The sequence below is a fragment of the Pedococcus sp. P2_E5 genome (assembly GCF_056403895.1).
In genome coordinates this window covers 25,410-47,462 of sequence record NZ_JBFUEP010000027.1, presented here as the reverse complement: position 1 = coordinate 47,462, position 22,053 = coordinate 25,410, and the positions used below count along the sequence as shown (strand labels likewise).

Genomic DNA, 22,053 nt, shown 5'->3' with positions numbered 1-22,053 from the left:
ACCCCGGCTGTCCTAGCTCGTGATGTCCTTGCCCGCGAACCGGGCCCAGGCTGCCAGCCAGAACACCACGGCATACCCGGCGGCGGTGAAGAGGCCGCGGCCGATCTCGCCACCGGCCATCGGGTCGCGCAGGAGGTCGCCGAACGCCAGCCAGTGGTCGACCAGCAACCACGGGTGCAGCCAGCCCAGCTGCGGCACCGCGTCGAGGATCCACGACACGATCGTGAACACCATCAGCGCGATCGCGGCCGCGATCGGCACCTCGGTCAGGGTCGAGATGAACAGGCCCACGGCGGCAAGTCCGGCGAGCCCGGCGGCGAGGTAGAGCATGACGAGCACCACGCGCCATACCGCTGCGCCGAAACCGATCTGCGTGCCCGACAGGGTGGTCAGCGGGCCGGTGCCGAAGAGCGCGATGCCGATCACTGCGCCGGGCAGGGCCACGGCGGCGATGCCCCACACGGCGCCGATGCACAGCGACGCGAACTTCACGAGGAGCAGGCGGGTGCGGTTCACCGGGACCGTGAGGAGGTAGCGCAGGGTGCCGAGGTTGGCCTCGCCCGCGATCGCGTCACCCGACAGCATCGACATGGCCAAGGGCAGGAACATCCCCATCTCGACACTCAGCGCCGCGAGGGGGACGAACAGGCCGTTGGCGGTGATCGACGAGAGGAAGTCGGGACCTTCTCCCGGCTGCGGCGCCGACACCTTGACGGCGATCGCCATGATGACGGGCACCGCGGCGAGAACGACGAGGCCGGCCTGGTTGCGGCGGCGGCCCGCGATGATGCGCAGCTCGGAGCGCAGCAGCCGCGTCGACAGTCGTCGTCCCCTCGGACGGGTGGGCACGTTGGCCGCGGCGGCGCCGACGCCCGCCACCTGCGCCTCAGCCGCTGACATCGAAGCCCTCCCCCGTGAGCGACACGAACAGGTCCTCGAGGCTCGGGGAGCTCGCGGTGAACGAGCGCACCCCGACACCGGCGCGAACGAGAGCGGCGACGATGGCCTCGGGTTCGAGCTCGCCCGGTATGCCGCGCACCTCACCCACGTGCGTGGTGACCGACTGGACGCCGAGACCGGTCAGCACCGCTGCGGCCTCCTCCGGCTGGGCGGTCACGAGGTGCAGCGTCACGATGCCCCCGCCACGCACCTCCGACGTGGTGCCCTGTGCGACCAGCCGCCCCTCGCGCATCACCCCCAGGTGGCTGCAGATCTGCTCGACCTCGGCCAGCAGGTGGCTGGAGACGAACACCGTCGTGCCGTCGGAGGCCAGGGACCCGATGAGCGAGCGCACCTCACGGGTGCCCTGCGGGTCCAGTCCGTTGGTGGGCTCGTCGAGCACGAGGAGGTCGCGAGGCGCGAGCAGCGCGGCGGCGATGGCCAGCCGCTGGCGCATGCCGAGCGAGTAGGCGCGGTAGCGCTTGCCGGCCGCGGCGGTCAGGCCCACCCGGTCGAGGGCGGTGCCGATGCGGGCCCGGGTCGTGCGGGGATCGGCCAGGACGTCGGCGGCGTCGAGCCGCACGAGGTTCGCCCACCCCGACAGGTAGGGGTGGAAGGCGGGGCCCTCGACGAGCGAGCCGACCCGGTGCAGGGCGATCGTGGCCTGCTGCGGGATGGCCATGCCCAGCAGGCTCCGGCTGCCCGCGGTGGGCTCGACCAGCCCGAGCAGCATCCGGATGGTCGTCGTCTTGCCGGAGCCGTTGGGCCCGAGGAAGCCGTAGACCGCACCGTGGGGGACGCGCAGGTCGACGTCGTCGACCGCGACCTGGGAGCCGAACCGCTTGGTCAGGCCTCGCGTCGAGATCGCGAGGCCCGTCTCGGGTGGGGCGCCCGGACCCGTGGAGGCCGTCGTCGCGGGCCGGGGCGAGCGGGTCGGTCGCCCCGCGGGCGCAGCCTGCTCGCCCGCCGCGGTGAGCTGGGTCATTTCGCCGCCAGCGCGGCATACACCCGCTCTGGGGCGACGGCGCCCACGGCGATCCGGCCGTCATCGGTGACCACCACGGTGAACAGGGTGCCCTGGAGGACTCGGCCGGCGCCCCACGAGCCGGACGCCTTCGGCAGCAGGCTCAGGACGCGCTGGAGCTGGCCCGCCATGTCGCCCTGGCTGGCCTTGGATCCAGAGGCCGAGGCGTCGGGCAGGCGCGACACCACGACGGCGGTCCAGCCGGTGCCCACGACCCTGGGCTTGTCACCCGCGGGGCTGGACCCCGGGGCGGTGGGCTTGGTCGCGGCTGCCCTGCCGGCGTCGCTGCCCAGGGTCGACTGCGTGACCTTGGTGCCGGGCGGCGGGTTGAAGACGAACTGACGGGCGGCCGGCTTGGCGAAGTCGACGTGGGTGAACCCGACCTCGAAGGCCGGGTTGGCCGTCTTGGTCGAGTACACCTGCACCCGCAGGGGCACGTGGTGGACGGCGTCGAGCGAGATCCGCACGGACGCGACCAGGCTGGCGGTGTCCTTGGGCTTGAGGACGAGGTCGTAGGCCTGCTGCCCCGCGACCACGGACGCGCCCGAGGTGGCGACGCTCGTGGTGGGCTCGATCGCGGACAGGGCCAGCTGGGCAGCCTCCTGCGGCGTCCTGGGCAGCTGCTCGGGGGTCGGGGCCCTGGTTCCCTCGGCCGGCTTGGCGCCCTCGCCCGTCTTGGTCCCCTCTGCGGGCAGCGTCGTGTGAGTGGCGGTCTTGTCCTTGCTGGACCACACCCACAGGTCACGACCGTTGCGGATCACGTCGGACTCGCCGAGGCTGCCCACGAGGGCCAGCCGCTGCTGCTGCGGCCCGGCGAGCCAGACCCGCCAGGTGTGGGTGCCCGAGACCAGTGAGGTCAGTGACGACGACCCGCCCTGCGTCGACCCGCCGAGGTTGATGTCGGGGAGTCCGAGGTTGGAGGTCTGGACCACGGTGCCGGACAGGCCCTTGAGGTTGGCCTGCTGCACGTCGACGAGCAGCTGCGCGGCCGACCGGGGCGGCAGGCTCGGGTCGGCACTGGCAACGTGGTTGGCCGTGAGCGCGACGGCACCGATGACGGCGAGTGCGGCGGCCGGCGCTGCCCAACGAGCGCCCGGGTGGTCCGTGAACAGGCTCATGGGTCCATCGTGCCGTGGGGGACCTGTGAGCTTTCTAAGGACCATGGGCTGGGGCTTGCGGGCTGGGGCGCGACTCTCGTGCCACAGTGGCGGGGTGCGGGTGCTGGTGGTGGAGGACGAGCCCCGGATGGCTGCTGCCCTGGCGAAGGGCCTTGCGGCAGAAGGGTTCGTGGTCGACACGGCGGCCGACGGCCCCAGTGGTCTCGAGGCGGCCCGCTTCGGCGGGTACGACGCGGTGCTGCTCGACATCATGCTGCCGCGGATGTCCGGCTACACCGTGGTCCAGACGCTGCGGGCCGAGGAGAACTGGGTGCCGGTCATGCTCCTGTCGGCCAAGGACGGCGAGTACGACCAGGCCGACGGGCTCGACTACGGAGCCGACGACTACCTCACCAAGCCGTTCTCCTTCGTCGTCCTGCTCGCGCGACTGCGGGCCCTGGTGCGGCGCGACCCGGTGCCGCGGGCCACGACGCTCGCGGTCGGGGCACTCCGGCTCGACCCCGCCTCGCACCGGGTCGAGCTCGCCGGTGAGGTCGTGGCCCTGTCACGGACGGAGTACCGCGTGCTCGAGCACCTGCTGCGCGCGCACCCGACGGTCGCCACCAAGGAGTCGCTGCTCGACAACGTGTGGGGATCCGCCGACACCGTCGATCCCAACGTGGTCGAGGTCTACATCGGCTACCTGCGGCGCAAGCTCGGCCGCGACCGCATCGAGACGGTGCGTGGCGTCGGGTACCGGTTGCGCGCATGACCGGTTGGTTCGGTCGGCGCAGCCTGCGTTCGCGGCTCATGGTCGTCGGCCTGGCCGGCGTCGCGGGAGCACTGCTCGTGGGCGGGATCGTCCTGTATGCCGCGATGGGCGCGGCACTGGACCGGGCCACCACCGCGGAGGCCAGGGCCAGTGCGCACGACGTGGCGATCCTCGTGGACGAGGGACGACTGCCCGAGCCGGTGCCCGCGAGCGGTGCCCAGCTGGTGCAGGTGCTCGACCCGCAGAACCGCGTCGTCGGCGCCTCCGTGACGGCCGACCGGTTGACCCCGCTCGTGGACCCGGCCGAGCGCCGGCTCGTCGCCCGCGGCTCGGGGCTTCGGGTGCCGGGCTCCCGGGCCGGCCTGTCGGGCGAGCTCCAGGTGGCCGGGGTCGAGGCCGGCCCGGCCACGGCCCGCGTGCTCGTCGTGGCGGCGGTGCCGACGGCTGACCTCGACAACAGCCGTCGGGTGCTGCGGACTCTCATGCTGGTGCTCCTCCCCCTCTTCCTCGCCCTGCTCGGCGTCGTGGCCTGGCGGGTGATCGGATCGGCCCTTCGTCCGGTGGAGTCCCTGCGCCAGGGCGCCCAGCGCATCGGCGCGGCCGCCGATCCGACCGAGCGGCTCCCCGTGCCCGACACCCGGGACGAGGTGAGCGCCCTCGCGACCACGCTCAACGACATGCTCGCCCGGCTCGCGTCGGCCGGTGCGCAGCAGCGCAGCTTCGTCGCCGACGCAGCCCACGAGCTGCGCAGCCCGCTGGCGAGCATGCGCACCCAGCTGGAGGTGGCCAGCCGGGTGGGCGAAGGCGGTGGCCTGCCGAGCGAGCTGCTGCCGGAGGTGGACCGTCTGTCCGCGCTGGTCGAGGACCTGCTGGTGCTGGCGCGCTCGGGCGCCGACGGCTCCCTCGCCGAGGCGAGCGAGCTGTCGGTTGCCCAGGTGGTGTCGGACACCGAGCGGCGTTACGCGTCAGCACGCGTGCCGGTCAGGGCCCACACCTCGGGCGGTTCCGGGGATGCGACGGTCGGGGCGCGGCCTGACGACCTGACGCGGGCCGTCGGCAACCTGGTCGACAACGCCGTACGCCACGCGGCCACCCGTGTGACCGTGTCCTGGGAGCGGCACGGCAACGCCGTGTGGCTCATCGTGACCGACGACGGGCACGGCATACCCGAAACCGACCGCGAGCGGGTCTTCGACCGGTTCGCCCGGCTGGACGAGGCTCGCGACCGGGACAGCGGCGGGAGTGGTCTCGGTCTTGCCATCACGCGAGAGCTGTTGCGGCGCAATGGCGCTCGCGTGTGGCTCGAAGACGCGGCCCCCGGGGTGCGCGCCGTCGTCGCATTCGACCACGTCGCCCCCGGCGACTCAACCGGCGACTCAACCGACGCCTGACTCGCGGACCCGACGTCGGGCTGGCCGGCGACGATAATCAGCTCAGGGAGCGGTGTCGTTCAGCAGGCGCAGGAGCCGGGCGAGGTCGGAGACGTCCTGCGCCTCCCAGTCGGCCAGGCGTGCGCGCAACCGCTCGCGCCGACCGGACACGGAGCGTTCCAGCGCCTCGGCGCCGGCGGTGGTGAGGCGCACCTGCCGGGCCCGGGCGTCGGCCGGGTCGGGGATCCGCTCGATCAGGCCGAGGTCTTCCAGCGTCGTGAGGTTCCGGCTGGTCGTCGACTTGTGCAGCCCGAGCAGGTCGGAGATGTCACCACCCCGGGCGCCACCCCCGGTGGCGGCCAGGTCGCGGATGGCGACCAGCACGGCATACCCGGCGGAGTCGAGGTCGGGGTGCACGTCGAGGGCGGTGCGCTGCTGCGCACTGCGGGCCCGGCGCAGCAGCCTGCTGAGCTCGATCTCGAGTTCGCCGAGGTCCGACGTGGGAGCCATGCAGGGAGCCTAGGGCAGCACGCGCTGGACCGGGGGGTGCCCGCGCTGGACCGGGAGTCGACCGCACCGGCCGGGGAGTCGGCCGCACCGGCCGGGGAGTCGGCCGCACCGGCCGGGGAGTTGACCGTCGCGCGGGGACGCGTCTATATTCCGCGTGGAATATTTCATGCGGAACGATTCCGAACGAGATCCCGAACCAGATCTCGAACCACCAGACGTGACCAGGACCCCCATGCCCCTCTCTCCGCTGGCCATCTCGGCGCTGGCGCTGCTCAACGAGCGCGCCATGCACCCGTACGAGATGTACCAGCTGCTGCTCGAACGCCACGAGGACCGCATCGTCCGGGTCACCCCCGGGTCGCTCTACCGCACCGTCGAACGCCTCACCCAGGACGGCCTGGCCGAGGCGACCGGCACCGCCCGCGCGGGCAACCGCCCCGAACGCACGACCTATGCCATCACCCAGCTCGGCCGCACGTCGCTGGTCGAGCGGATCCGGCAGATCCTGCGCGAGCCCGTCAACGAGTTCCCCAGCTTCGCCCTTGCCCTGGCCGAGGCGCACAACGCGCCGGCCAGTGCCGTCTGCGCCGACCTGCGCGACCACCTCAAGGTCATCGAGGGCGAGCTCGCCGACATCGACTGCCTGGTCGACAAGGCCAGGGCGCGTGAGGTCGCCGAGGCGTACTGGGTCACCGCCGACTACATCCGCCACATGACCGTCGCCCAGCAGGACTGGATCAACGGCTTCATCACCCGACTCGAGAAAGGCGACCTGTCATGGCCGCACCCACAACCCTGACCACCGACCTGCCCGCCGACTACCGCCCGTGGCCGGCCCTGTGGGCGATGGTGATCGGGTTCTTCATGATCCTGGTCGACTCGACCATCGTGTCCGTCGCGACGCCGGCGATCATGAAGGGCCTCGACGCCGACGTGAACTCCGTCATCTGGGTCACCTCTGCCTACCTGCTCGCGTATGCCGTGCCGTTGCTGATCACGGGCCGGCTCGGCGACCGCATCGGGCCGAAGTACGTCTACCTGAGTGGGCTGGCCCTGTTCACCCTCGCCTCCCTCTGGTGCGGTCTCACCGGGTCGATCGAGATGCTGATCATCGCCCGCATCGTCCAGGGGGTCGGTGCCTCGCTGATGACGCCCCAGACGATGGCGGTCATCACGCGCACCTTCCCGGCTGCCTCCCGCGGCCAGGCGATGTCCCTGTGGGGAGCCACCGCGGGCGTCGCGATCCTCGTCGGACCACTCGTGGGCGGCCTGCTCGTCGACGGCCCTGGCTGGGAATGGATCTTCTTCATCAACGTCCCGGTCGGCGTCGCCGCCTTCGTGCTCGCGGCCCGCCTGGTGCCCACGCTGCAGACGCACAGCCACTCGTTCGACTGGATCGGCGTGGCCCTCTCCGCCATCGGCATGTTCCTCATCGTCTTCGGGATCCAGGAGGGCGAGACCTACGACTGGGGCACCATCACCGGGATCATCTCCGTGCCGCTGCTCATCGCCGCGGGCATCGTGATCTTCGGCCTGTTCGTCTACTGGCAGAGCCGGATCCGCACCGAACCCCTGGTCCCCCTCGGCCTGTTCCGCGACCGCAACTTCTCGCTGTCCAACATCGCCATCACCTCGGTCGGCTTCGCCATCACGGCGATGGCCTTCCCGTTCATGCTCTACGCCCAGGTCGTCCGCGGCCTGACCCCGACCAAGTCGGCCCTGCTGCTCGTGCCGATGGCGATCCTGGCCGGCGCCCTGTCCCCGGTCGTGGGCCGGCTCATCGACCGCATGCACCCGCGGACCATCACGGCGTTCGGGCTGGCGCTGTGCTCGGTCGCGCTGTTCGTGCTCAGCCGGGTGACGACCACGGACAGCCCGACGTGGCTGCTGCTCGTGCCCATGGCGCTGATGGGTGTCGCCAACGCGTTCATGTGGGCACCCCTGGCCGCCACCGCCACGCGCAACCTGCCGATGTCCTCGGCGGGCGCCGGATCCGGCATCTACAACACGACCCGTCAGATCGGCGCGGTCCTCGGCAGCGCGGCCATCGCCGCCCTCATCGAGGCACGGCTGACGGCCAACCTGCCCGGCGTGCCCCAGGACATGTCGCAGCGCACCTCCGGCGTGAAGCTGCCTCCGCAGATCGCCGAGGGCTTCGCCAGCGCGATGTCGCAGGCCCTGCTGCTGCCGGCCGCCGTGCTGCTCGTCGGGTTCGTCGCGGCGCTGGCGTTCACCAAGCCGACCCACTCCTGACCGCGGTGGCGTCCGGGCAGCGACTGCGCTTCAGGGGCGCCATCGCGGGGGTCGGTTCGACCAGCGGCGTGCGTTTCGTCGTGGGTCGCTGGCTGGCGTCGCCGCTCGGGCCGTTCGCCGACGTGATGGTCGAGGACGCCGCGGGCCACCGCACGCTGCTCGCCCCGAGCGAGGCGGTGGCCCAGTTCGTCACGGAGACCTACGAGTTCGACGAGGTCTGCCCGACGCCGGTGTCGGTGACGGTGAGCGAGGCGGGCTGGGACGTGCGCGCGGGTGACCACCTCGCGGCATACCTGTCCGTGGGGAGGCGTATGCCGCTCGGCTGGCTGTTGCGCGCGGTGCCGCCTCCGGTGGCGACCAGCACTGCCTGGGCGAGCCTGGTCGACCCCGTGGCCCGGATCGCGCTGCGTGGGGTGCGCACCCGAGGAGTCGCGATGGAGGGTCGCCGCGAGTGGTACGGCGCCACGGACCTCCACGGCGTGACGGCGCTGTCCGGATACTGGCGTGGCGATGCCCTGGGCGACCTGGCCGAGGTCGAGCCGCCATGCCGGTTCGGGTTCAGCTCCACGCCGACTCGCCCGGGCGTGACCACCGTCGTCACCACGGTGGAAGTGCTGGGAGACTGAGCCCGTGCGCCGAATCACGCAGTCCCGCAAGCTCCACCAGGTCCGCTACGACGTCCGCGGGCCGATCCTCGAGGAGGCCCAGCGGCTCGAGGCCGAGGGACACAAGATCCTCAAGCTCAACATCGGCAACCCGGCGCCGTTCGGCTTCGAGGCACCCGAGGCGATCCTGCAGGACATGGTCCACCACCTGCCGAACTCACAGGGCTACAGCGACTCCCGCGGCATCTACTCCGCCCGCACCGCCGTCGCGCACTACTACCAGTCCCGCGGCCTGACCGACACGCACGTCGACGACGTCTACATCGGCAACGGCGTCTCCGAGCTCATCTCGATGGTGCTCACCGCCTTCGTCGACGAGGGCAACGAGATCCTCGTGCCGGCGCCCGACTACCCGCTGTGGACCGGCGCGGTGACGCTGGCCGGCGGCACCCCGGTCCACTACCGGTGCGACGAGTCGAACGGCTGGAACCCGGACCTCGCCGACATCGAGTCCAAGATCACCGAGAACACCCACGCCCTGGTCGTCATCAACCCCAACAACCCGACCGGCGCCGTCTACAGCGACGCGATCGTGCGCGGGATGGCCGACATCGCCCGCCGCCACAACCTGGTCCTGATGTCCGACGAGATCTACGAGAAGATCCTCTTCGCCGACGAGGTCAACCAGCCGGTCCACCACCACACCGCGACCTTCGCCGGCGACGACGTGCTGTGCCTGACGTTCAGCGGCCTGTCCAAGGCCTACCGGGTCTGCGGCTACCGCGCCGGCTGGGTGATGGTGTCGGGGCCCAAGGAGCTTGCCGCCGACTTCCTCGAGGGCCTGACCCTGCTGGCCAACATGCGCATGTGCGCCAACGTCCCCGGCCAGCACGCGATCCAGACCGCGCTCGGCGGCTACCAGTCGATCGAGGAGTACATCCACCCCGGCGGCCGGTTCTACGAGCAGAGCAAGACGGCCTGGCGGCTGCTCAACGAGATCCCGGGCGTCTCGTGCGTCGAACCCCACGGCGCCCTCTACTGCTTCCCGCGGCTGGATCCCGAGGTCTACGCCATCGAGGACGACCAGGCGTTCGTCATCGACCTGTTGCGCAGCAAGAAGATCCTGGTCACCCACGGCACCGGCTTCAACTGGTTCGAGCCCGACCACTTCCGCCTCGTGACGCTGCCCGACGTCGAGGTCCTCACCGAGGCGATCGGGCGGATCGCTGACTTCCTGGAGACCCAGCGCGACTGATGCGCGTCGTCCGGGCGGGTGACGCTGGGCTGCTCGGGGCTGTCGCCGCGGGCGGCGTGGTGGGCTCCCTCGGCCGGTATGCCGTGGGGCTGGCGCTGCCACCCGTGTCCGGCGCGTTTGCCTGGTCGACCTTCCTCGTCAACGTCACGGGGTCGCTCGCGATGGGCGTGCTGGTGGTGTGGGTGCTCTCGATGAGTGCACCTCACCCGTGGCTGCGGCCGTTCCTCGGGGTGGGCCTGCTCGGGGGCTGGACCACCTTCTCGTCCTACGCCCTGGACCTCCACGCGATGGCGCAGGCGGGGCACGGACTGGTCGCCGCGGCATACCTCGTGGGGTCGTTGGTCGTGGGCCTGGTGGCGGTGGGCCTGGGCATCAGCCTTGGCGAGCGGCTGTTCGGGAGGCGGGCGTGACGGGGTCGGGTGCGAGCGCGACATCGGTCCTGCTCGTCGTGGTGGGGGCTGCTGTCGGCGCGCCGCTGCGGTTCGTCGTCGACCGGTGGGCGCGCGAGCACACCCGAGCCGGGACCATCCTGGGGACGCTGGTCGTGAACGTCGTCGGTTCGTTCGTCCTCGGTCTCGTGGCGGGGGTCCCGCATCCTGCTGGGTGGCTGATGCCGTTGGTGGGCATCGGCTTCTGCGGGGCGCTGACGACGTTCTCCACGCTGGCGTTCGAGACGTGGGTGTTCTTCGAGGAGCGGGCCTGGCGGCCGTTCGTCGCCAACCTCGCCCTCACCCTCGGACTCGGCCTGCCCGCCCTCTGGCTCGGCTACGTCCTCACGTCCTGACCCGCGAGGGTACGGCGCTCAGAACAGGTGGCGGGCCGCTCCCGCACCGACCACACCCACCACGAACACGGCGACCGCGACCGCTCCCAGGCCCAATCGTCGGGTCGGGGTCGTGCCGCCACCACTGGCCTGGTCGACGAGTCCCCGCACCACCTCGGCAACCTCACGCACCCGCTCCAGTCGAACGCTCCGCGGGAACACGTCGGGGCATGGCTCGAACGTCAGCGCATCCTGGTCCGCCACGAGGACGACTGTCTCCCCGTCCAGCCGCACCCGGTCGACTGCTGCGAACGGCAGCACCCGGCGGAAGAAGCCGCTGTCCACGCGAGCACCCTGTGCCGTGATGAGCAGGCCGCCGGCCCACCACGCGACGCCTCGCTCCAGCGCCCCGCCTCCCAGCACCAGGACCGGCCAGAGGTCGGTGAACCGCTCGGTCCAGCTCCACGCCGCATACGGGCCGACGACGGCCACACCCACGACGATGGCCGCGCCGACGATGCGCAGCCACCGTGGTGGACCGTCGGTGATGGGGAGGAGACCCGTGGTGGCGTCCCTCCCCACCCTCACCTCGTCGCCCACGGCGTCGAGATCGACATCCTCCCCGTCGAGGTCGTCCTGCCAGCTCCGATCGAAGGGAGCAGGGTTGCGCATCGCCTTCAGCGGCGACTGGGGCAGGGCCAGGCCCTGGTCGGTCTGGACGGCCACCCAGCCGAGGTGCCGGAGGTCGCCGTAGACCACCGCGTCACGGATCTGCGGCTCCCACGACGGGTCGGGCGTGTCCATCGGCTGTGGGTGCGTGCGCATGGAGGCCACGACGACGTCACGGTCTGTCGGAAAGATGAGCACCTCTCCGTCGGGCAGCTGCGCCACGCGTGCGCTCAGCGCTGAGTGCGTGCTCGACGACAGGAAGAGGCTGGCGCGGCGCACCGACAGCTCACGACCGGCCAGCACCAACGCGATGAGGACGGCGAGGCCTGACAGGGTGGCCCACCAGGTCTGGTCGTCCGGCTCGGCCACCAGCCGCGCCCAGTCGGGGTCCGCGGGGTCGAGCTGGAGGGGCTGGATGCTGCCGTCCGGATACCACTCGAGCGGCACCAGCTCCACTGACTTCGGCCCCCCTGCCACGGACGACAACGGGGTGAACGTCTGGGCATCGTCAGGGCCGTCGCTGACCCGGGCGTCGACCCGAACGGCCCGGCTGAGGTGGTCCTGCTCGGCGTCCACCGCGTGCTGGTAGGCCAGGCCAGATCCGATCGCCGCCGCGACGAACAGCAGCGCGAAGAACAGCCGGGTCGACCGGTAGCCCACCAGTGCCCGGAGGGATTCGGCATCGACGGGAAACAGGTCGAAGACGTCGAGCCACCGCCAACGACCCTCGCGCTGCTCGAGCCCGGAGGGGGAGAACCGTCCCGGTGATCCACCTGCATCGCGGACGAGGTTGAGCTGCCGGCGCCGGCTGACCGAGACCCAGGCCGCCACCCCGAGGCACACCACGAGAAAGGCCGAGAAGGCGCGGGCAGCCACAGGCGTGTCGTACCTGATGTCGAGCACCGCGAAGGCGACCCCGAGGCCACAGGCAAGCAGTGGATGGCTCCACTGTAGGACCACACTTCCGGCCAGCAGGACGAGAGCCACGGAGAAGCCCATGTCCGGGCCACAGGCCGCCGGGTGGGCGGGGTCGCAGGGAGCGGTGCCCTCGCCGATGATGCCGAAGACGCACCCCACGACCGCCCCCGCGAGCACGACGAACGGAAGCACCCAGGGGGAGGTCGCGCGGGCCCATGCCCGAGCCCTCTCTGCCGACCAGGCAGGGGGAACCGAAATGCTGTGCACGGCCGGCAGCCTAGGGCGCTGGATCAGTCGCTGCCCTCGGATTTCGATTCACGACCCCGGGTGGGCCGACTCCTGGGTTCGATGTGAACACGCCGGGGTTTCGCGGGCGCGTTCACATCGAACCGGGGCGCATGGCGGGCAGCTGCCGCGCGACGACCGCCGCGACCAGCATGAGCCCGACCAGGACCGCGAGCGCGACCTCCATGGCTGGCCGGAACATCTCGACCGGCACCAACGCGTCCGCCTGCAACGCAGACCCGTGGGCGTCGACGACGGAGAAGAACAGCGAGCCCAGCACCGCGACCCCGGCGGCACCCGAGAGCTGGCCAGTCGTGCTGAACAGCCCGGACGCCGACCCTGCCTTGTCGACCGGCACGTCCGCGAGCGTGAAGACACCGATCGGCGAGACCATCAGCCCGAACCCAGCGCCCGCCACCACGAAGCCCGGGAGGAACGTCCAGACCGAGGTCGAGGCGTCTGCCCCGTGCACCGTGACGGCGAGGATGACAGCCCCGGCCGCCCAGGTCAGCGCCCCGATCTGCAGCACCCGCCGACCGATCTTCGGTGCGAGCACAGCCACCCCGACGCCGGCGAAGACCGTTGTCGTCAGCGCGAACGGCACTCCCGCGAGCCCTGCCTTGAGCACCGACCAGCCGAGGCCTGCCTGCAGGTAGATCGTCTGGCACAGGAAGTACGAGGCCATCGCCATGAACAGCAACGAGTTCATCGCCGAACCGGCCGCGAAGCCACGCCCCCGGTAGAGGCTGAGTGCCACCAGCGGCTCGCGACCCGAGCGCTCGGCCCGGACCTGGGACCGGGCGAAGAAGCCGAGCACGACCACTCCAGCCGCCATCGCGGCATACACCCAGGCGGGCCAACCCAGCTCGCGTCCCATGGTGAGGGGATAGAGCACGGCGAGCAGACCGACGGCAAGCACGCCCACACCACGCAGGTCGATGCGCGGGCGTTGCGTGGCAATGGATTCCGGCACCCACCGCAACGCGGCCACGATGGCCAGGACGCCGAACGGCACGTTGACGAGGAAGATCGAGCGCCAGCCCAGACCGCCGAGGTCGGCCTCGGTCAGGAGGGCGCCGATGACCGGCCCGAGGACGGCCGACAGCCCGGCCAGCCCGGTGAACAGCCCCATCGCCTTGGCCCGCTCGTGGGGTGCGTACATCACCTGCAGGCTCGACAGCACCTGCGGGATCATCGCGGCCGCCGCGACCCCCTGCAGGGCCCGGAAGCCCACCAGCGCCTCGGCGTTCGGCGCGAAGCCGCAGGCCGCCGACATGAGGGTGAAGCCGACGAGCCCACCGAGGAAGACGCGCTTGCGACCCCAGAGGTCCCCGAGCCGGGATCCGGTGATGAGGCCGACCGCGAACGCCAGCGGATAGGCCGCCACCATCCACTGCAGCTGCGCCGCGCTCGCCTGGAGCCCGGACTCGATGGTCGGCAGCGCGACGTTGACGATCGTGGTGTCGAGCAGCTCCATCGTGGACGCGAGGAACAGGCTGAGCAGCGCGATCGTCCGCGCCCGTCCCAGCGGCAGCGCGCCCCGCGCCACCGCCTGCGTCTCGGGCTGGGTGGCGACCTCGCCGGCCGTGCCCTCGTGGCTGTCGACCGGCGGGTATGCCGTGGGCTCACCCTCGCGCGGGACCTCGAGCGTGGTGGTCATGTCCTTCTCCTCACGTCATGGACTCTCGGATTCCTGTCACCTCCGACGCTAGGGAGGCTTCCGGCCACTTTCTGACCGCTATCTCGGGCATCCTGAGGCCATGGCCAACACCAGCTCCCGCACCCTGCGACTGCTCTCGCTGCTCCAGACCCACCGGTTCTGGGCCGGGCCCGAGCTCGCCGACCGGCTCGAGGTGTCCGAACGCACCCTGCGTCGCGACGTCGAGCGGCTGCGCGAGCTCGGCTACCCCGTCGACTCGGTGCGGGGCGTCGAGGGCGGCTACCAGCTCGGAGCCGGGGCGACCATGCCGCCGTTGACCGTCGACGAGGACGAGGCGATTGCCATGGTCGTGGCGCTCAACGGAGCGGCCCAGCTGACGTCCGGCGCGTTGTCGGAGGCGTCGGTCAGCGCCCTGTCCAAGGTTGTGCAGGTGCTGCCGCCCAAGCTTCGTCGGCGAGCCGAGGCCCTGCGGGCGGTCACCGACGACTCGCCCTTCTCCGAGGCTCCAGCGGTGCACGCCGAGGTCCTGGCTGCCGTCGCCCAGGCCACGCGTGACACCGAGCGCATCCGGTTCACCTACCGCGCGCGAGGCGGCCAGGTGGCCGGTGAGGAGGTCCGTCGCCACGTCGAACCGCACCGCCTGGTCACGGTCGGTCGGCGCTGGTACCTGCTGGGGTACGACCTGGACCGGCAGGACTGGCGCTCGTTCCGACTCGATCGTCTCAGCGAGCCGTTCGGCACCCGGTCACGGTTCCGAGCCCGCGAGATCCCGGGAGGCGACGCCGCGGCATACGTGCGCAAGGGACTGTCCCGCAACGAAACCCGCGTTGTCGTCCGCGCCACGGTGCAGGCATCGGCACAGGAGGTGGAGAAGCGCACCGGGCGCTGGGCGCGCGTCACCCCCATCGACGCCAACTCCTGCCGGCTGGAGATGGACGCAGTGCACCCGGGGTGGGCGGCGTTCGGGCTGGGCGTGGTCGACGCACCGTTCACCCTCGAGGAAGCCACTCCGGAGGTGATAGACGTGCTGCGCCTGTGGTCGTCGCGCTTCACCCAGGCGGCCGGCGCAGGCCAGAGCGGCTGACGGACCCCGGTGCGACACTGCCCCCATGACCGCGAACTGGCACCTCACCGTCGACTGCGCCGACACCTCCCGACTCGTGACCTTCTGGTGCGAGGCGCTCGGCTACATCCCCGAACCCGCCCCCGACGGCTGGGACTCGTGGCTCGCCTACTGGCGTGCCGCCGGCATACCCGAGGAAGAGCTCGTGGGCGCCGAGAACGGCAGTGGGGCGATCGTCGACCCCGAGGGAGTGCGAGCCCGCATCTGGTTCCAGGAGGTGCCCGAGCCCAAGTCGGTGAAGAACCGGCTGCACATCGACGTCAAGCACACCCCGGGTCGAGAGGCGATGCCGTATGCCGCGCGGCGGGCGAGCGTGGACGCGGAGGTCGAGCGGTTGGTCGCCCTCGGCGCGACGGTGGCCTACGTCAACGCGCCTGAGGGCGCCGACTACTACGCCACGACGCTGCGCGACCCCGAGGGCAACGAGTTCTGCGTGGTGTGACCGCACGGGCGCGGCCACCTGAGAGGCTGGCCCGGTGCTGACGACCAACGACATCGCCAAGTGCGAGAACTGGTTCGAGGACCACGGCCTGCCCTACTTCGTCGAGTCCGGCCACGAAACGATCCAGCGGGCGCTGGCCCCTCGCATCGTGGGTCTGTGGGCGCTGGCAGCCATCGTCCCTGCCGTGGTCGTCACCGTCCTCGCCCTCAACCTCGACCTCTCGGGCGGCGAGGCCGTGGCTGCCGGTCTGCTCGTGGCGGCCCTCATCGCGCTCGGCCGGGCCGTCCGGGTCTTCCGCGTCGGACGGATCGGCCGCTGGGCGCTCGCCCACGCCTGGGAGAACCGTTCGCTCATCGGACCCCTCGCGACGCGGGCGCTGCCGTTCCTGCTGCTGTTCATCACCTTCCTGTTCATCAACACCGAGGTGTGGCAGGTCTCCTCGGCACTGCCCCGGCCGCTGCTGTGGACCTGCGTCGGCATCTTCGCGCTGCTCGCCGTGGCGTTCCTCGCCCCGTCGTTCGCGAGTGAGATCGAGCGGGTCGGCGTCGAGGTCGAGGGTGAGCGACTGGCGTCCACGTGCCAGGGGACCCCCGTGGCGTCGGCGGCGCGGGAGATCCTGAGCGAGCCGCACCTCGCCACGGAGGTCGCGGGCATCCGGCTGCCCAAGCTCCAGCGCCGCAACCTCATGCTGATGCTCTTCATCGCGCAGGCGATCCAGATGCTGTCGCTGGTGGTGATCGTGTTCGGGTTCTTCGTGGTGTTCGGGTCGATCGCGATCCGACCCAGCGTGATCGAGGCCTGGGTAGGCGAGAAGCCCCACTACACGGGCCCGTTCCACCTGATCAGCGACGAGCTGTTCTCCGTGGCGGTCTTCCTGTCGGCGTTCGCCGGCCTCTACTTCACGGTCCAGGCCGTCATCGACCAGAACTACCGCCGCGAGTTCTTCTCCAGGATCCAGGACGACCTGCAGCGCGCCATCGGCGTGCGCAAGGTCTACGTGGCGCTGCGTGCCCACCTCGCCACACCGCGGACCGACTGATCTGACGCCCGACTGATCCGACGCCCGCCACGACGTAGGCTCACGCTGTGAACCGTCGCGTCTCGCTGGTCATCGGTGTCGTGCTCGTCGTCATCGGAATCGTCTGGACCCTGCAGGGCCTCGACATCCTCGGCGGGAGCGGCATGAGCGGGGTCGGCATCTGGGCGGTCATCGGTCCGTTCGTCGCCCTGATCGGGGTCGTCGTCGCCCTCGGCGCGCGTCGCCAACGCTGACGGCTTCGGTATGCCGGTCGGCACCAGCCGCGACGCGGCTCACCGCCCGCGCGTGGCGCCCCTCAGGCCATGCCCTGCTCGATGATCCGCCACGGGTGGGCGTCGTCCTGCCGGACCAGGATGTAGCCCCAGGGCATCTCCTCACCCTCGGAGATGGATACGTCGGGAGCGTGGGTGGTCCGGAACGTGACGGGCACTCGCACGGCCTGGGCCCACCCCTCGGCTGCGGACCCGGTGACGGACTCCGGCGTCGCGCTGTCGATACTGATGCCGCTGACGGTCCAGCGGCTGTCGAACCTGGACCGCCTGAGGTGGTCCCCCACCACCAGGGCGTTGAGGGTTTCGACATCCCACGCGTTCATGGCCCGGAGGTAGGTCTGCACAACGTGTTCGGGACTCGCCCCGGCCGGTGGCATCGCAACGTGCTCGGCGGGATCGGTCGATCTCAGCCACAGGACTGCGACCAGCAGGAGCAGGACCACCAGCGCACCCGAGAACGAGCGCGCGCGGAACTTTCGGCCTGCGACGGGACGCATCCGCGTCCGCGTTCCGGGCTCCCCGTCAAGCACCATGCCAGCAGTGTGACAGCCCACAGCCGGCCGGTCAGTCAGTCGCCTCCGGCGACGGAGCTCGAGTCAACGCAGACCCGCCCCAGGTCTGGGCGGGTCTGCGTTGGAAGGTCGCCTCAGCGACGTAGAAGACGGACTCCGGTCCCGAGCAACCAGATCGCCAGCCCCGCCTGGAACGGAAACAGCACTGTGTATGCCGTGTTGCCGGTCGCGACGAGAAGGGGCGCCGACGCGGCATACCCGAGTCCGCCGACGACGGCGACGACTGCCAGGACCCAGGCCGGTAGGGTGCGGGCCGCACGGGCCACGAGCACGGCGACCACCGCGCCCGAGATCCCGACCAAGGGCGCGGAGACGACCTGCAGCAGCTCGTGGAGGTCGAGCACCGGCGTGGCCTCGTGGTGCTCCAGCGCGTGGGCCTCGCCGGCGGCCAGGAGGTGCGGGAGGACTTCGACCGCGCCGACGACCCAGGCGACCGACGCAGCCAGAAGCCAGCGTTGGACGGAGCGGCCGAAGGTGTGGCGGCGCCATGCCACGACGAGACCCGCGGCGCTGAGGGCGCTTCCGGCGAGCAGGACCCAGTGCGCCAGCGTCCACGTCGGGCTCTCGAACATCGACAGCAGATGTGCGTCGATGGTGTCGCCGTGGCCGTGCGGGTGGAGCTGACCGCCCAGTGCGATCCCCAGACCGCCCGTGGCGAAGAGGATCGCGACGAGACGGCGACTGGCCGGTGCCGGCTGGTCCGCCTCGGTCCCCCCAGCCACGCTCGCCGAGGTTGCCTCGGTCGCGGGGTTCGCCGCGATCGCTGGCGTACCCATCTCAGGCCACCACGAGGGTGTTGTGGGTGGAGACGATGCGCCACGCCCCGTCGGCCTGCCGGACGATGACGCTGGTCGACATCGCCTGGTGCACGCCCGCGAGGGGACCTGCCGGGCTGTCGAGCGTGTTGGCCGAGATGGCCAGGACGACGTCGGGGGCGAGCGACTCGGCGCGGACCAGCTCCATCCGGTTGACGCTGCCGGCATAGATGGTCGCGAAGATCCCGGCGTGGCCGGCACCGATGGCATCGGACCCCGCGAGGCGGTCGCCGCGGATGGTGACGAACGAGGCGTCACTGGCGTAGCCGGCGCCGAAGGCCGCTCCGTCCCCAGCGTTCCAAGCGGACTCGAGGCGGGCGAGCGCCTCGGTCGCCACCGTCACGGCGTCGGTGGGAGCCTCGGTGGTCAGGGTGGGTGCGTTCATGGTCGTGCTTCCTTTCGCTGAGTTGATATTGAATCATTAGTGACTCACTCAGTGAATATAGAGGAACTCAGCGAACCTGTACAGTGGTTGTCGTGACGACTTCTCGCACCTACCGATCCGAGCTCCGGGAGCAGCAGGCAGAGCGCACTCGCGAGCTCATCGCCGCGGCGGCCCGCGAGCGGTTCCTGGAGGGCGGCTGGTCAGGGACGAGCGTCCGGTCAGTGGCGCAGCTGGCCGGGGTGTCCGAGGCGACGGTCTACAACGCGTACGGCAGCAAGGCCGGCCTCGCGAGCTCGCTCATCGACGCCGCCGAGCAGAGCGCGGACGTCCGCCGTGTCGTCGCCGAGCTGAAGGAACACGAGGGCCGCCCCGTCGAGCAGCTGAGGGCGTTCGTGGCCTTCGACCGCCGACTCTTCGAGCTGGGTGGCGACGTGCTGCGCCTCCTCGCCGAGGCACGTCGCCAGCACCCCGAGCTCGGCGCGGCCTACGAGGAGGGTCGCGCTCGGGGCGAGACCGAACGCACGAAGCTCTTCGGCTCCTGGCCCAAGTCGTTGTGGCGCAGCGAGATCGACCTCGCCGCCGCTCTCGACATCTACGCCATGGTGGTCTCGGTGGAGAGCTTCGTCATCGCGACGGAGGAACGCGGCTGGACCGGCGACCAGGTCGAGCAGTGGTGGCACGCCGCCCTCGTCGAGCTCCTGTTCAAGCCCGTCCGCGCCTAGTCCGACACGGCCCGTGCCGAGTCTTTGAGGGAAATGACGCACCTGGACCCGTCAAATCGCTCAAAGACTCGGGAGGGGGCGGGCGCCAAGGCTGACGGGGGACGAGTAAGGCCCCCKTCGCGTTTCCGCGAGCGGGGGCCCCATCGTCTGTCTCAACTCAGAGTGCGCCCGAAGGGATTCGAACCCCTAACCTTCTGATCCGTAGTCAGATGCTCTATCCGTTGAGCTACGGGCGCAGATGCTGCCCTGAGGTTCCTTGTGGGATCTCCCAGAGCAACGACGGGCAAGACTACCGGCTAATCCCCACCCCCACGAAATCGGTATGCCGCCCGCCCCGGGCGCGCACGCGGCATACCCTCGCGCAGGTGGTCGGGAGGGTGACCGGGACGGTGGCCAGGGCGGCTTCCACCGCACCCGGGGCCCGCCCGGGCCCCGGCCTCGAAAGGCAAGAAACGCAACGGATTTCGAGGGTTTCTTGCAACGCTTGCAAGAACTCTGCAAGCGGCGACGACCTACCCGTCGGTTGTGAGGCTTTTCACGAGCGATCTACGACCCTCGCGGTATCTACTGGCGCGTAGCCGGGCGTACGGTGACCAGATCAGAAGCGTTCACCATGTGGACACGGCGTCGTCGGACCCGTGTCGGTGGACGCATCACCTCATTGATCCGGGCGGTACACACCCGGGCGAAAGGGACGGCCGATCACATGACGACCGAGGCGACGCAGACTGACCAGCGCGCAGGCGGCACCACGCACGCCCGCCTGCAGGCATGGGTCGACGAGGTGGCCGCGCTGACCACCCCTGACCACATCGAGTGGGTCACCGGCTCCGACGCCGAGTGGACCCGACTGACCGAGAAGCTCGTCGAGGCCGGCACCTTCGTGCGCCTCAACGAGGAGAAGAAGCCCAACAGCTTCTACGCCGCCTCCGACCCGACCGACGTCGCCCGGGTCGAGGACCGCACCTACATATGCTCCGTGGACGAGAAGGACTCCGGGCCCACCAACAACTGGATGGACCCGAACGAGATGAAGGACCTCATGCGCGGGCTCTACGCCGGCTGCATGAAGGGCCGCACGATGTACGTCATCCCGTTCGTCATGGGCCACGTCGAGGCCGAGAACCCGATGTTCGGCGTCGAGATCACCGACTCCGAGTACGTCGTGGTCTCCATGCGCGTGATGGCCCGCACCGGCGTCAACGTGCTGCGCCGCATCGAGGAGCTCGGTGAGAACGCCAAGTACGTCCCCGCCCTGCACTCCGTCGGCGCCCCGCTCGAGCCCGGCCAGCAGGACGTCAAGTGGCCCTGCAACCCCGAGAAGTACATCGTCCAGTTCCCCGAGGAGCGGATGATCTGGTCGTTCGGCTCCGGCTACGGCGGCAACGCCCTCCTGGGCAAGAAGTGCTACTCACTGCGCATCGCGAGCGTCATGGCCCGCGACGAGGGCTGGCTGGCCGAGCACATGCTCATCCTCAAGCTCATCTCGCCCGAGCAGCAGGTCTACTACATCGCCGCGGCCTTCCCGAGCGCCTGCGGCAAGACCAACCTCGCGATGCTCGCCCCGACCATCCCGGGCTGGAAGGTCGAGACCCTCGGCGACGACATCGCCTGGATGCGCTTCGGCGAGGACGGCCGCCTGTACGCCGTGAACCCCGAGTTCGGGTTCTTCGGCGTCGCCCCCGGCACCAACGAGCACACCAACCCCAACGCGATGAAGACCATCAACAAGGGCAACTCCGTCTTCACCAACGTCGCGCTCACCGACGAGAACGACATCTGGTGGGAGGGCCTGGAGAACACCCCGGCCCACGCCACCAGCTGGAAGGGCCAGGACTGGACGCCCGACTCCGCCGAGCTGTCCAGCCACGCCAACAGCCGCTACTGCACCCCGATCGAGCAGTGCGACATCCTCGCGGACGAGTACTACGACCCCAAGGGCGTGCCGATCTCGGCGATCTTCTTCGGTGGCCGCCGCAAGACGACCGTGCCGCTGGTGACCGAGTCGCGCGACTGGATCCACGGCACCTTCATGGGCGCCACGCTCTCGTCCGAGACGACCGCTGCCGCAACCGGTGCCGTCGGTGTCGTGCGCCGCGACCCGATGGCGATGCTGCCGTTCATCGGCTACAACGCCGGTGACTACTTCCAGCACTGGGTCAACCTCGGCAAGGACGCCGACGCCTCCAAGCTGCCGAAGATCTTCTACGTCAACTGGTTCCGTCGTGACGAAGAGGGTGGCTTCCTCTGGCCGGGCTTCGGCGAGAACAGCCGCGTCCTCAAGTGGGCCATCGAGCGCATCGAGGGCAAGGCAGCCGCTGTCGAGACCCCGATCGGCCACGTGCCCACCCCGGACTCGCTCGACACCGACGGCCTCGACATGAGCGACGCCGACATCGTTGCGGCACTCAAGGTCGACCCCGAGGAGTGGAAGGCCGAGATCCCGCAGATCGAGGAGTGGTTCGCCAAGTTCGGCGACACCCTTCCCACCGCACTCCAGGTCGAGCTCGACGGCCTCAAGGCCCGCCTCGGCGTCGAGTAGCGAGTCGAGAGTGCACGACAC

The 22,053-nt window shown here is 70.6% G+C and carries 23 protein-coding genes and 1 tRNA gene; 14 read left to right on the top strand and 10 right to left on the bottom strand.

Translation table 11 applies throughout. The annotated features are described in order from the left end of the window. Window positions 1-12 precede the first annotated feature (12 nt). The 3 genes from AC1DVZ_RS10835 to AC1DVZ_RS10825 are packed head-to-tail and all read right to left on the bottom strand — an operon-like array spanning window position 13 to window position 3,081. Entirely contained in the window at window positions 13-900 is an 888-nt protein-coding gene (locus AC1DVZ_RS10835; RefSeq protein WP_477618202.1) for an ABC transporter permease, read from the bottom strand. After that, window positions 887-1,924, bottom strand: coding sequence for an ABC transporter ATP-binding protein (locus tag AC1DVZ_RS10830; RefSeq protein WP_477618201.1), 1,038 nt, complete (start codon window positions 1,922-1,924; stop codon window positions 887-889). The genes AC1DVZ_RS10835 and AC1DVZ_RS10830 overlap by 14 nt, the downstream gene beginning before the upstream one ends. Beyond that, on the bottom strand, window positions 1,921-3,081 hold the full coding sequence (locus AC1DVZ_RS10825; RefSeq protein WP_477618200.1) for a LolA family protein: 1,161 nt from the start codon (window positions 3,079-3,081) through the stop codon (window positions 1,921-1,923). The genes AC1DVZ_RS10830 and AC1DVZ_RS10825 overlap by 4 nt, the downstream gene beginning before the upstream one ends. A gap of 94 nt (window positions 3,082-3,175) precedes the next feature. Between AC1DVZ_RS10825 and AC1DVZ_RS10820 the strand changes: the two genes are divergently transcribed. Together AC1DVZ_RS10820 and AC1DVZ_RS10815 are read left to right on the top strand one after the other, a co-directional pair. After that, the gene (locus AC1DVZ_RS10820; RefSeq protein ID WP_477618199.1) at window positions 3,176-3,832 is read left to right on the top strand and encodes a response regulator transcription factor; all 657 of its coding nucleotides are present in this window, start codon (window positions 3,176-3,178) and stop codon (window positions 3,830-3,832) included. After that, entirely contained in the window at window positions 3,829-5,223 is a 1,395-nt protein-coding gene (locus AC1DVZ_RS10815) for a sensor histidine kinase (RefSeq protein WP_477618198.1), read from the top strand. Before AC1DVZ_RS10820 ends, AC1DVZ_RS10815 begins: the two co-directional genes overlap by 4 nt. Before the next feature lie 42 nt (window positions 5,224-5,265). Here AC1DVZ_RS10815 and AC1DVZ_RS10810 read toward each other — a convergent pair whose 3' ends face one another. Next, window positions 5,266-5,712, bottom strand: a complete 447-nt coding sequence (locus AC1DVZ_RS10810) for a MarR family winged helix-turn-helix transcriptional regulator (RefSeq protein ID WP_477618197.1) — start codon at window positions 5,710-5,712, stop codon at window positions 5,266-5,268. 232 nt (window positions 5,713-5,944) lie between these two features. Here AC1DVZ_RS10810 and AC1DVZ_RS10805 point away from each other — a divergent pair, with 232 nt between their 5' ends. From AC1DVZ_RS10805 to AC1DVZ_RS10780, 6 genes are read left to right on the top strand one after another with little or no spacing between them, the layout of a single operon-like run. Further along, window positions 5,945-6,511 (top strand): PadR family transcriptional regulator, encoded by a 567-nt coding sequence (locus tag AC1DVZ_RS10805; RefSeq protein WP_477618196.1) that lies wholly within the window; start codon window positions 5,945-5,947, stop codon window positions 6,509-6,511. Beyond that, window positions 6,490-7,965, top strand: coding sequence for a DHA2 family efflux MFS transporter permease subunit (locus AC1DVZ_RS10800; RefSeq protein WP_477618195.1), 1,476 nt, complete (start codon window positions 6,490-6,492; stop codon window positions 7,963-7,965). The genes AC1DVZ_RS10805 and AC1DVZ_RS10800 overlap by 22 nt, the downstream gene beginning before the upstream one ends. Window positions 7,966-7,970: 5 nt before the next feature. Then, on the top strand, window positions 7,971-8,591 hold the full coding sequence (locus AC1DVZ_RS10795) for a hypothetical protein (RefSeq protein WP_477618194.1): 621 nt from the start codon (window positions 7,971-7,973) through the stop codon (window positions 8,589-8,591). Window positions 8,592-8,595: 4 nt separating this feature from the next. Next, on the top strand, window positions 8,596-9,825 hold the full coding sequence (locus AC1DVZ_RS10790) for a pyridoxal phosphate-dependent aminotransferase (RefSeq protein WP_477618193.1): 1,230 nt from the start codon (window positions 8,596-8,598) through the stop codon (window positions 9,823-9,825). Next, window positions 9,825-10,235: a fluoride efflux transporter FluC gene (locus AC1DVZ_RS10785; protein WP_477618192.1), complete on the top strand. Its 411-nt coding sequence runs from the start codon at window positions 9,825-9,827 to the stop codon at window positions 10,233-10,235. The genes AC1DVZ_RS10790 and AC1DVZ_RS10785 overlap by 1 nt, the downstream gene beginning before the upstream one ends. Beyond that, window positions 10,232-10,609: a fluoride efflux transporter FluC gene (locus AC1DVZ_RS10780; protein WP_477618191.1), complete on the top strand. Its 378-nt coding sequence runs from the start codon at window positions 10,232-10,234 to the stop codon at window positions 10,607-10,609. The genes AC1DVZ_RS10785 and AC1DVZ_RS10780 overlap by 4 nt, the downstream gene beginning before the upstream one ends. 18 nt (window positions 10,610-10,627) lie before the next feature. On the opposite strand, the gene AC1DVZ_RS10775 is transcribed toward AC1DVZ_RS10780, so the two are convergent. Both AC1DVZ_RS10775 and AC1DVZ_RS10770 read right to left on the bottom strand, forming a co-directional pair. Further along, entirely contained in the window at window positions 10,628-12,442 is a 1,815-nt protein-coding gene (locus tag AC1DVZ_RS10775) for a hypothetical protein (RefSeq protein WP_477618190.1), read from the bottom strand. Between the two features lie 112 nt (window positions 12,443-12,554). Further along, on the bottom strand, window positions 12,555-14,120 hold the full coding sequence (locus AC1DVZ_RS10770) for an MFS transporter (protein ID WP_477618189.1): 1,566 nt from the start codon (window positions 14,118-14,120) through the stop codon (window positions 12,555-12,557). Window positions 14,121-14,220: 100 nt separating this feature from the next. Between AC1DVZ_RS10770 and AC1DVZ_RS10765 the strand changes: the two genes are divergently transcribed. The 4 genes from AC1DVZ_RS10765 to AC1DVZ_RS10750 are packed head-to-tail and all read left to right on the top strand — an operon-like array spanning window position 14,221 to window position 16,957. Continuing rightward, entirely contained in the window at window positions 14,221-15,204 is a 984-nt protein-coding gene (locus tag AC1DVZ_RS10765) for a helix-turn-helix transcriptional regulator (protein WP_477618188.1), read from the top strand. A gap of 25 nt (window positions 15,205-15,229) precedes the next feature. Continuing rightward, a complete protein-coding gene (locus AC1DVZ_RS10760; RefSeq protein WP_477618187.1) occupies window positions 15,230-15,685 on the top strand; it encodes a VOC family protein in 456 nt (151 codons plus the stop codon). A 34-nt stretch (window positions 15,686-15,719) separates the two neighbouring features. Continuing rightward, window positions 15,720-16,724 (top strand): hypothetical protein, encoded by a 1,005-nt coding sequence (locus AC1DVZ_RS10755; protein WP_477618186.1) that lies wholly within the window; start codon window positions 15,720-15,722, stop codon window positions 16,722-16,724. Window positions 16,725-16,771: 47 nt separating this feature from the next. Next, on the top strand, window positions 16,772-16,957 hold the full coding sequence (locus AC1DVZ_RS10750; RefSeq protein ID WP_477618185.1) for a hypothetical protein: 186 nt from the start codon (window positions 16,772-16,774) through the stop codon (window positions 16,955-16,957). A gap of 62 nt (window positions 16,958-17,019) precedes the next feature. Here the strand turns inward: AC1DVZ_RS10750 and AC1DVZ_RS10745 are convergent, their stop codons facing one another. From AC1DVZ_RS10745 to AC1DVZ_RS10735, 3 genes are all read right to left on the bottom strand, one after another. Then, window positions 17,020-17,529, bottom strand: coding sequence for a hypothetical protein (locus AC1DVZ_RS10745; RefSeq protein ID WP_477618184.1), 510 nt, complete (start codon window positions 17,527-17,529; stop codon window positions 17,020-17,022). 113 nt (window positions 17,530-17,642) lie between these two features. Next, complete coding sequence (locus tag AC1DVZ_RS10740; protein ID WP_477618183.1) at window positions 17,643-18,344, bottom strand: hypothetical protein; 702 nt, start codon at window positions 18,342-18,344, stop codon at window positions 17,643-17,645. A gap of 1 nt (window position 18,345) precedes the next feature. Further along, on the bottom strand, window positions 18,346-18,768 hold the full coding sequence (locus tag AC1DVZ_RS10735) for an SgcJ/EcaC family oxidoreductase (RefSeq protein ID WP_477618182.1): 423 nt from the start codon (window positions 18,766-18,768) through the stop codon (window positions 18,346-18,348). Window positions 18,769-18,860: 92 nt separating this feature from the next. Here AC1DVZ_RS10735 and AC1DVZ_RS10730 point away from each other — a divergent pair, with 92 nt between their 5' ends. Then, window positions 18,861-19,490 (top strand): TetR/AcrR family transcriptional regulator, encoded by a 630-nt coding sequence (locus AC1DVZ_RS10730; protein ID WP_477618181.1) that lies wholly within the window; start codon window positions 18,861-18,863, stop codon window positions 19,488-19,490. Between the two features lie 163 nt (window positions 19,491-19,653). Here the strand turns inward: AC1DVZ_RS10730 and AC1DVZ_RS10725 are convergent. Further along, window positions 19,654-19,726, bottom strand: a tRNA-Arg gene (locus AC1DVZ_RS10725). A gap of 470 nt (window positions 19,727-20,196) precedes the next feature. Between AC1DVZ_RS10725 and AC1DVZ_RS10720 the strand changes: the two genes are divergently transcribed. After that, complete coding sequence (locus AC1DVZ_RS10720; protein WP_477618180.1) at window positions 20,197-22,032, top strand: phosphoenolpyruvate carboxykinase (GTP); 1,836 nt, start codon at window positions 20,197-20,199, stop codon at window positions 22,030-22,032. Window positions 22,033-22,053: the final 21 nt, after the last annotated feature.

Excerpts from the sequence above, each read along its gene's own strand:
- AC1DVZ_RS10835 (WP_477618202.1), bottom strand. The coding sequence starts at position 900 with ATGTCAGCGGCTGAGGCGCAGGTGGCGGGCGTCGGCGCCGCCGCGGCC.
- AC1DVZ_RS10830 (WP_477618201.1), bottom strand. The coding sequence starts at position 1,924 with ATGACCCAGCTCACCGCGGCGGGCGAGCAGGCTGCGCCCGCGGGGCGA.
- AC1DVZ_RS10825 (WP_477618200.1), bottom strand. The coding sequence starts at position 3,081 with ATGAGCCTGTTCACGGACCACCCGGGCGCTCGTTGGGCAGCGCCGGCC.
- AC1DVZ_RS10815 (WP_477618198.1), top strand. The coding sequence starts at position 3,829 with ATGACCGGTTGGTTCGGTCGGCGCAGCCTGCGTTCGCGGCTCATGGTC.
- AC1DVZ_RS10810 (WP_477618197.1), bottom strand. The coding sequence starts at position 5,712 with ATGGCTCCCACGTCGGACCTCGGCGAACTCGAGATCGAGCTCAGCAGG.
- AC1DVZ_RS10805 (WP_477618196.1), top strand. The coding sequence starts at position 5,945 with ATGCCCCTCTCTCCGCTGGCCATCTCGGCGCTGGCGCTGCTCAACGAG.
- AC1DVZ_RS10800 (WP_477618195.1), top strand. The coding sequence starts at position 6,490 with ATGGCCGCACCCACAACCCTGACCACCGACCTGCCCGCCGACTACCGC.
- AC1DVZ_RS10785 (WP_477618192.1), top strand. The coding sequence starts at position 9,825 with ATGCGCGTCGTCCGGGCGGGTGACGCTGGGCTGCTCGGGGCTGTCGCC.
- AC1DVZ_RS10770 (WP_477618189.1), bottom strand. The coding sequence starts at position 14,120 with ATGACCACCACGCTCGAGGTCCCGCGCGAGGGTGAGCCCACGGCATAC.
- AC1DVZ_RS10765 (WP_477618188.1), top strand. The coding sequence starts at position 14,221 with ATGGCCAACACCAGCTCCCGCACCCTGCGACTGCTCTCGCTGCTCCAG.
- AC1DVZ_RS10760 (WP_477618187.1), top strand. The coding sequence starts at position 15,230 with ATGACCGCGAACTGGCACCTCACCGTCGACTGCGCCGACACCTCCCGA.
- AC1DVZ_RS10745 (WP_477618184.1), bottom strand. The coding sequence starts at position 17,529 with ATGGTGCTTGACGGGGAGCCCGGAACGCGGACGCGGATGCGTCCCGTC.
- AC1DVZ_RS10740 (WP_477618183.1), bottom strand. The coding sequence starts at position 18,344 with ATGGGTACGCCAGCGATCGCGGCGAACCCCGCGACCGAGGCAACCTCG.
- AC1DVZ_RS10735 (WP_477618182.1), bottom strand. The coding sequence starts at position 18,768 with ATGAACGCACCCACCCTGACCACCGAGGCTCCCACCGACGCCGTGACG.
- AC1DVZ_RS10720 (WP_477618180.1), top strand. The coding sequence starts at position 20,197 with ATGACGACCGAGGCGACGCAGACTGACCAGCGCGCAGGCGGCACCACG.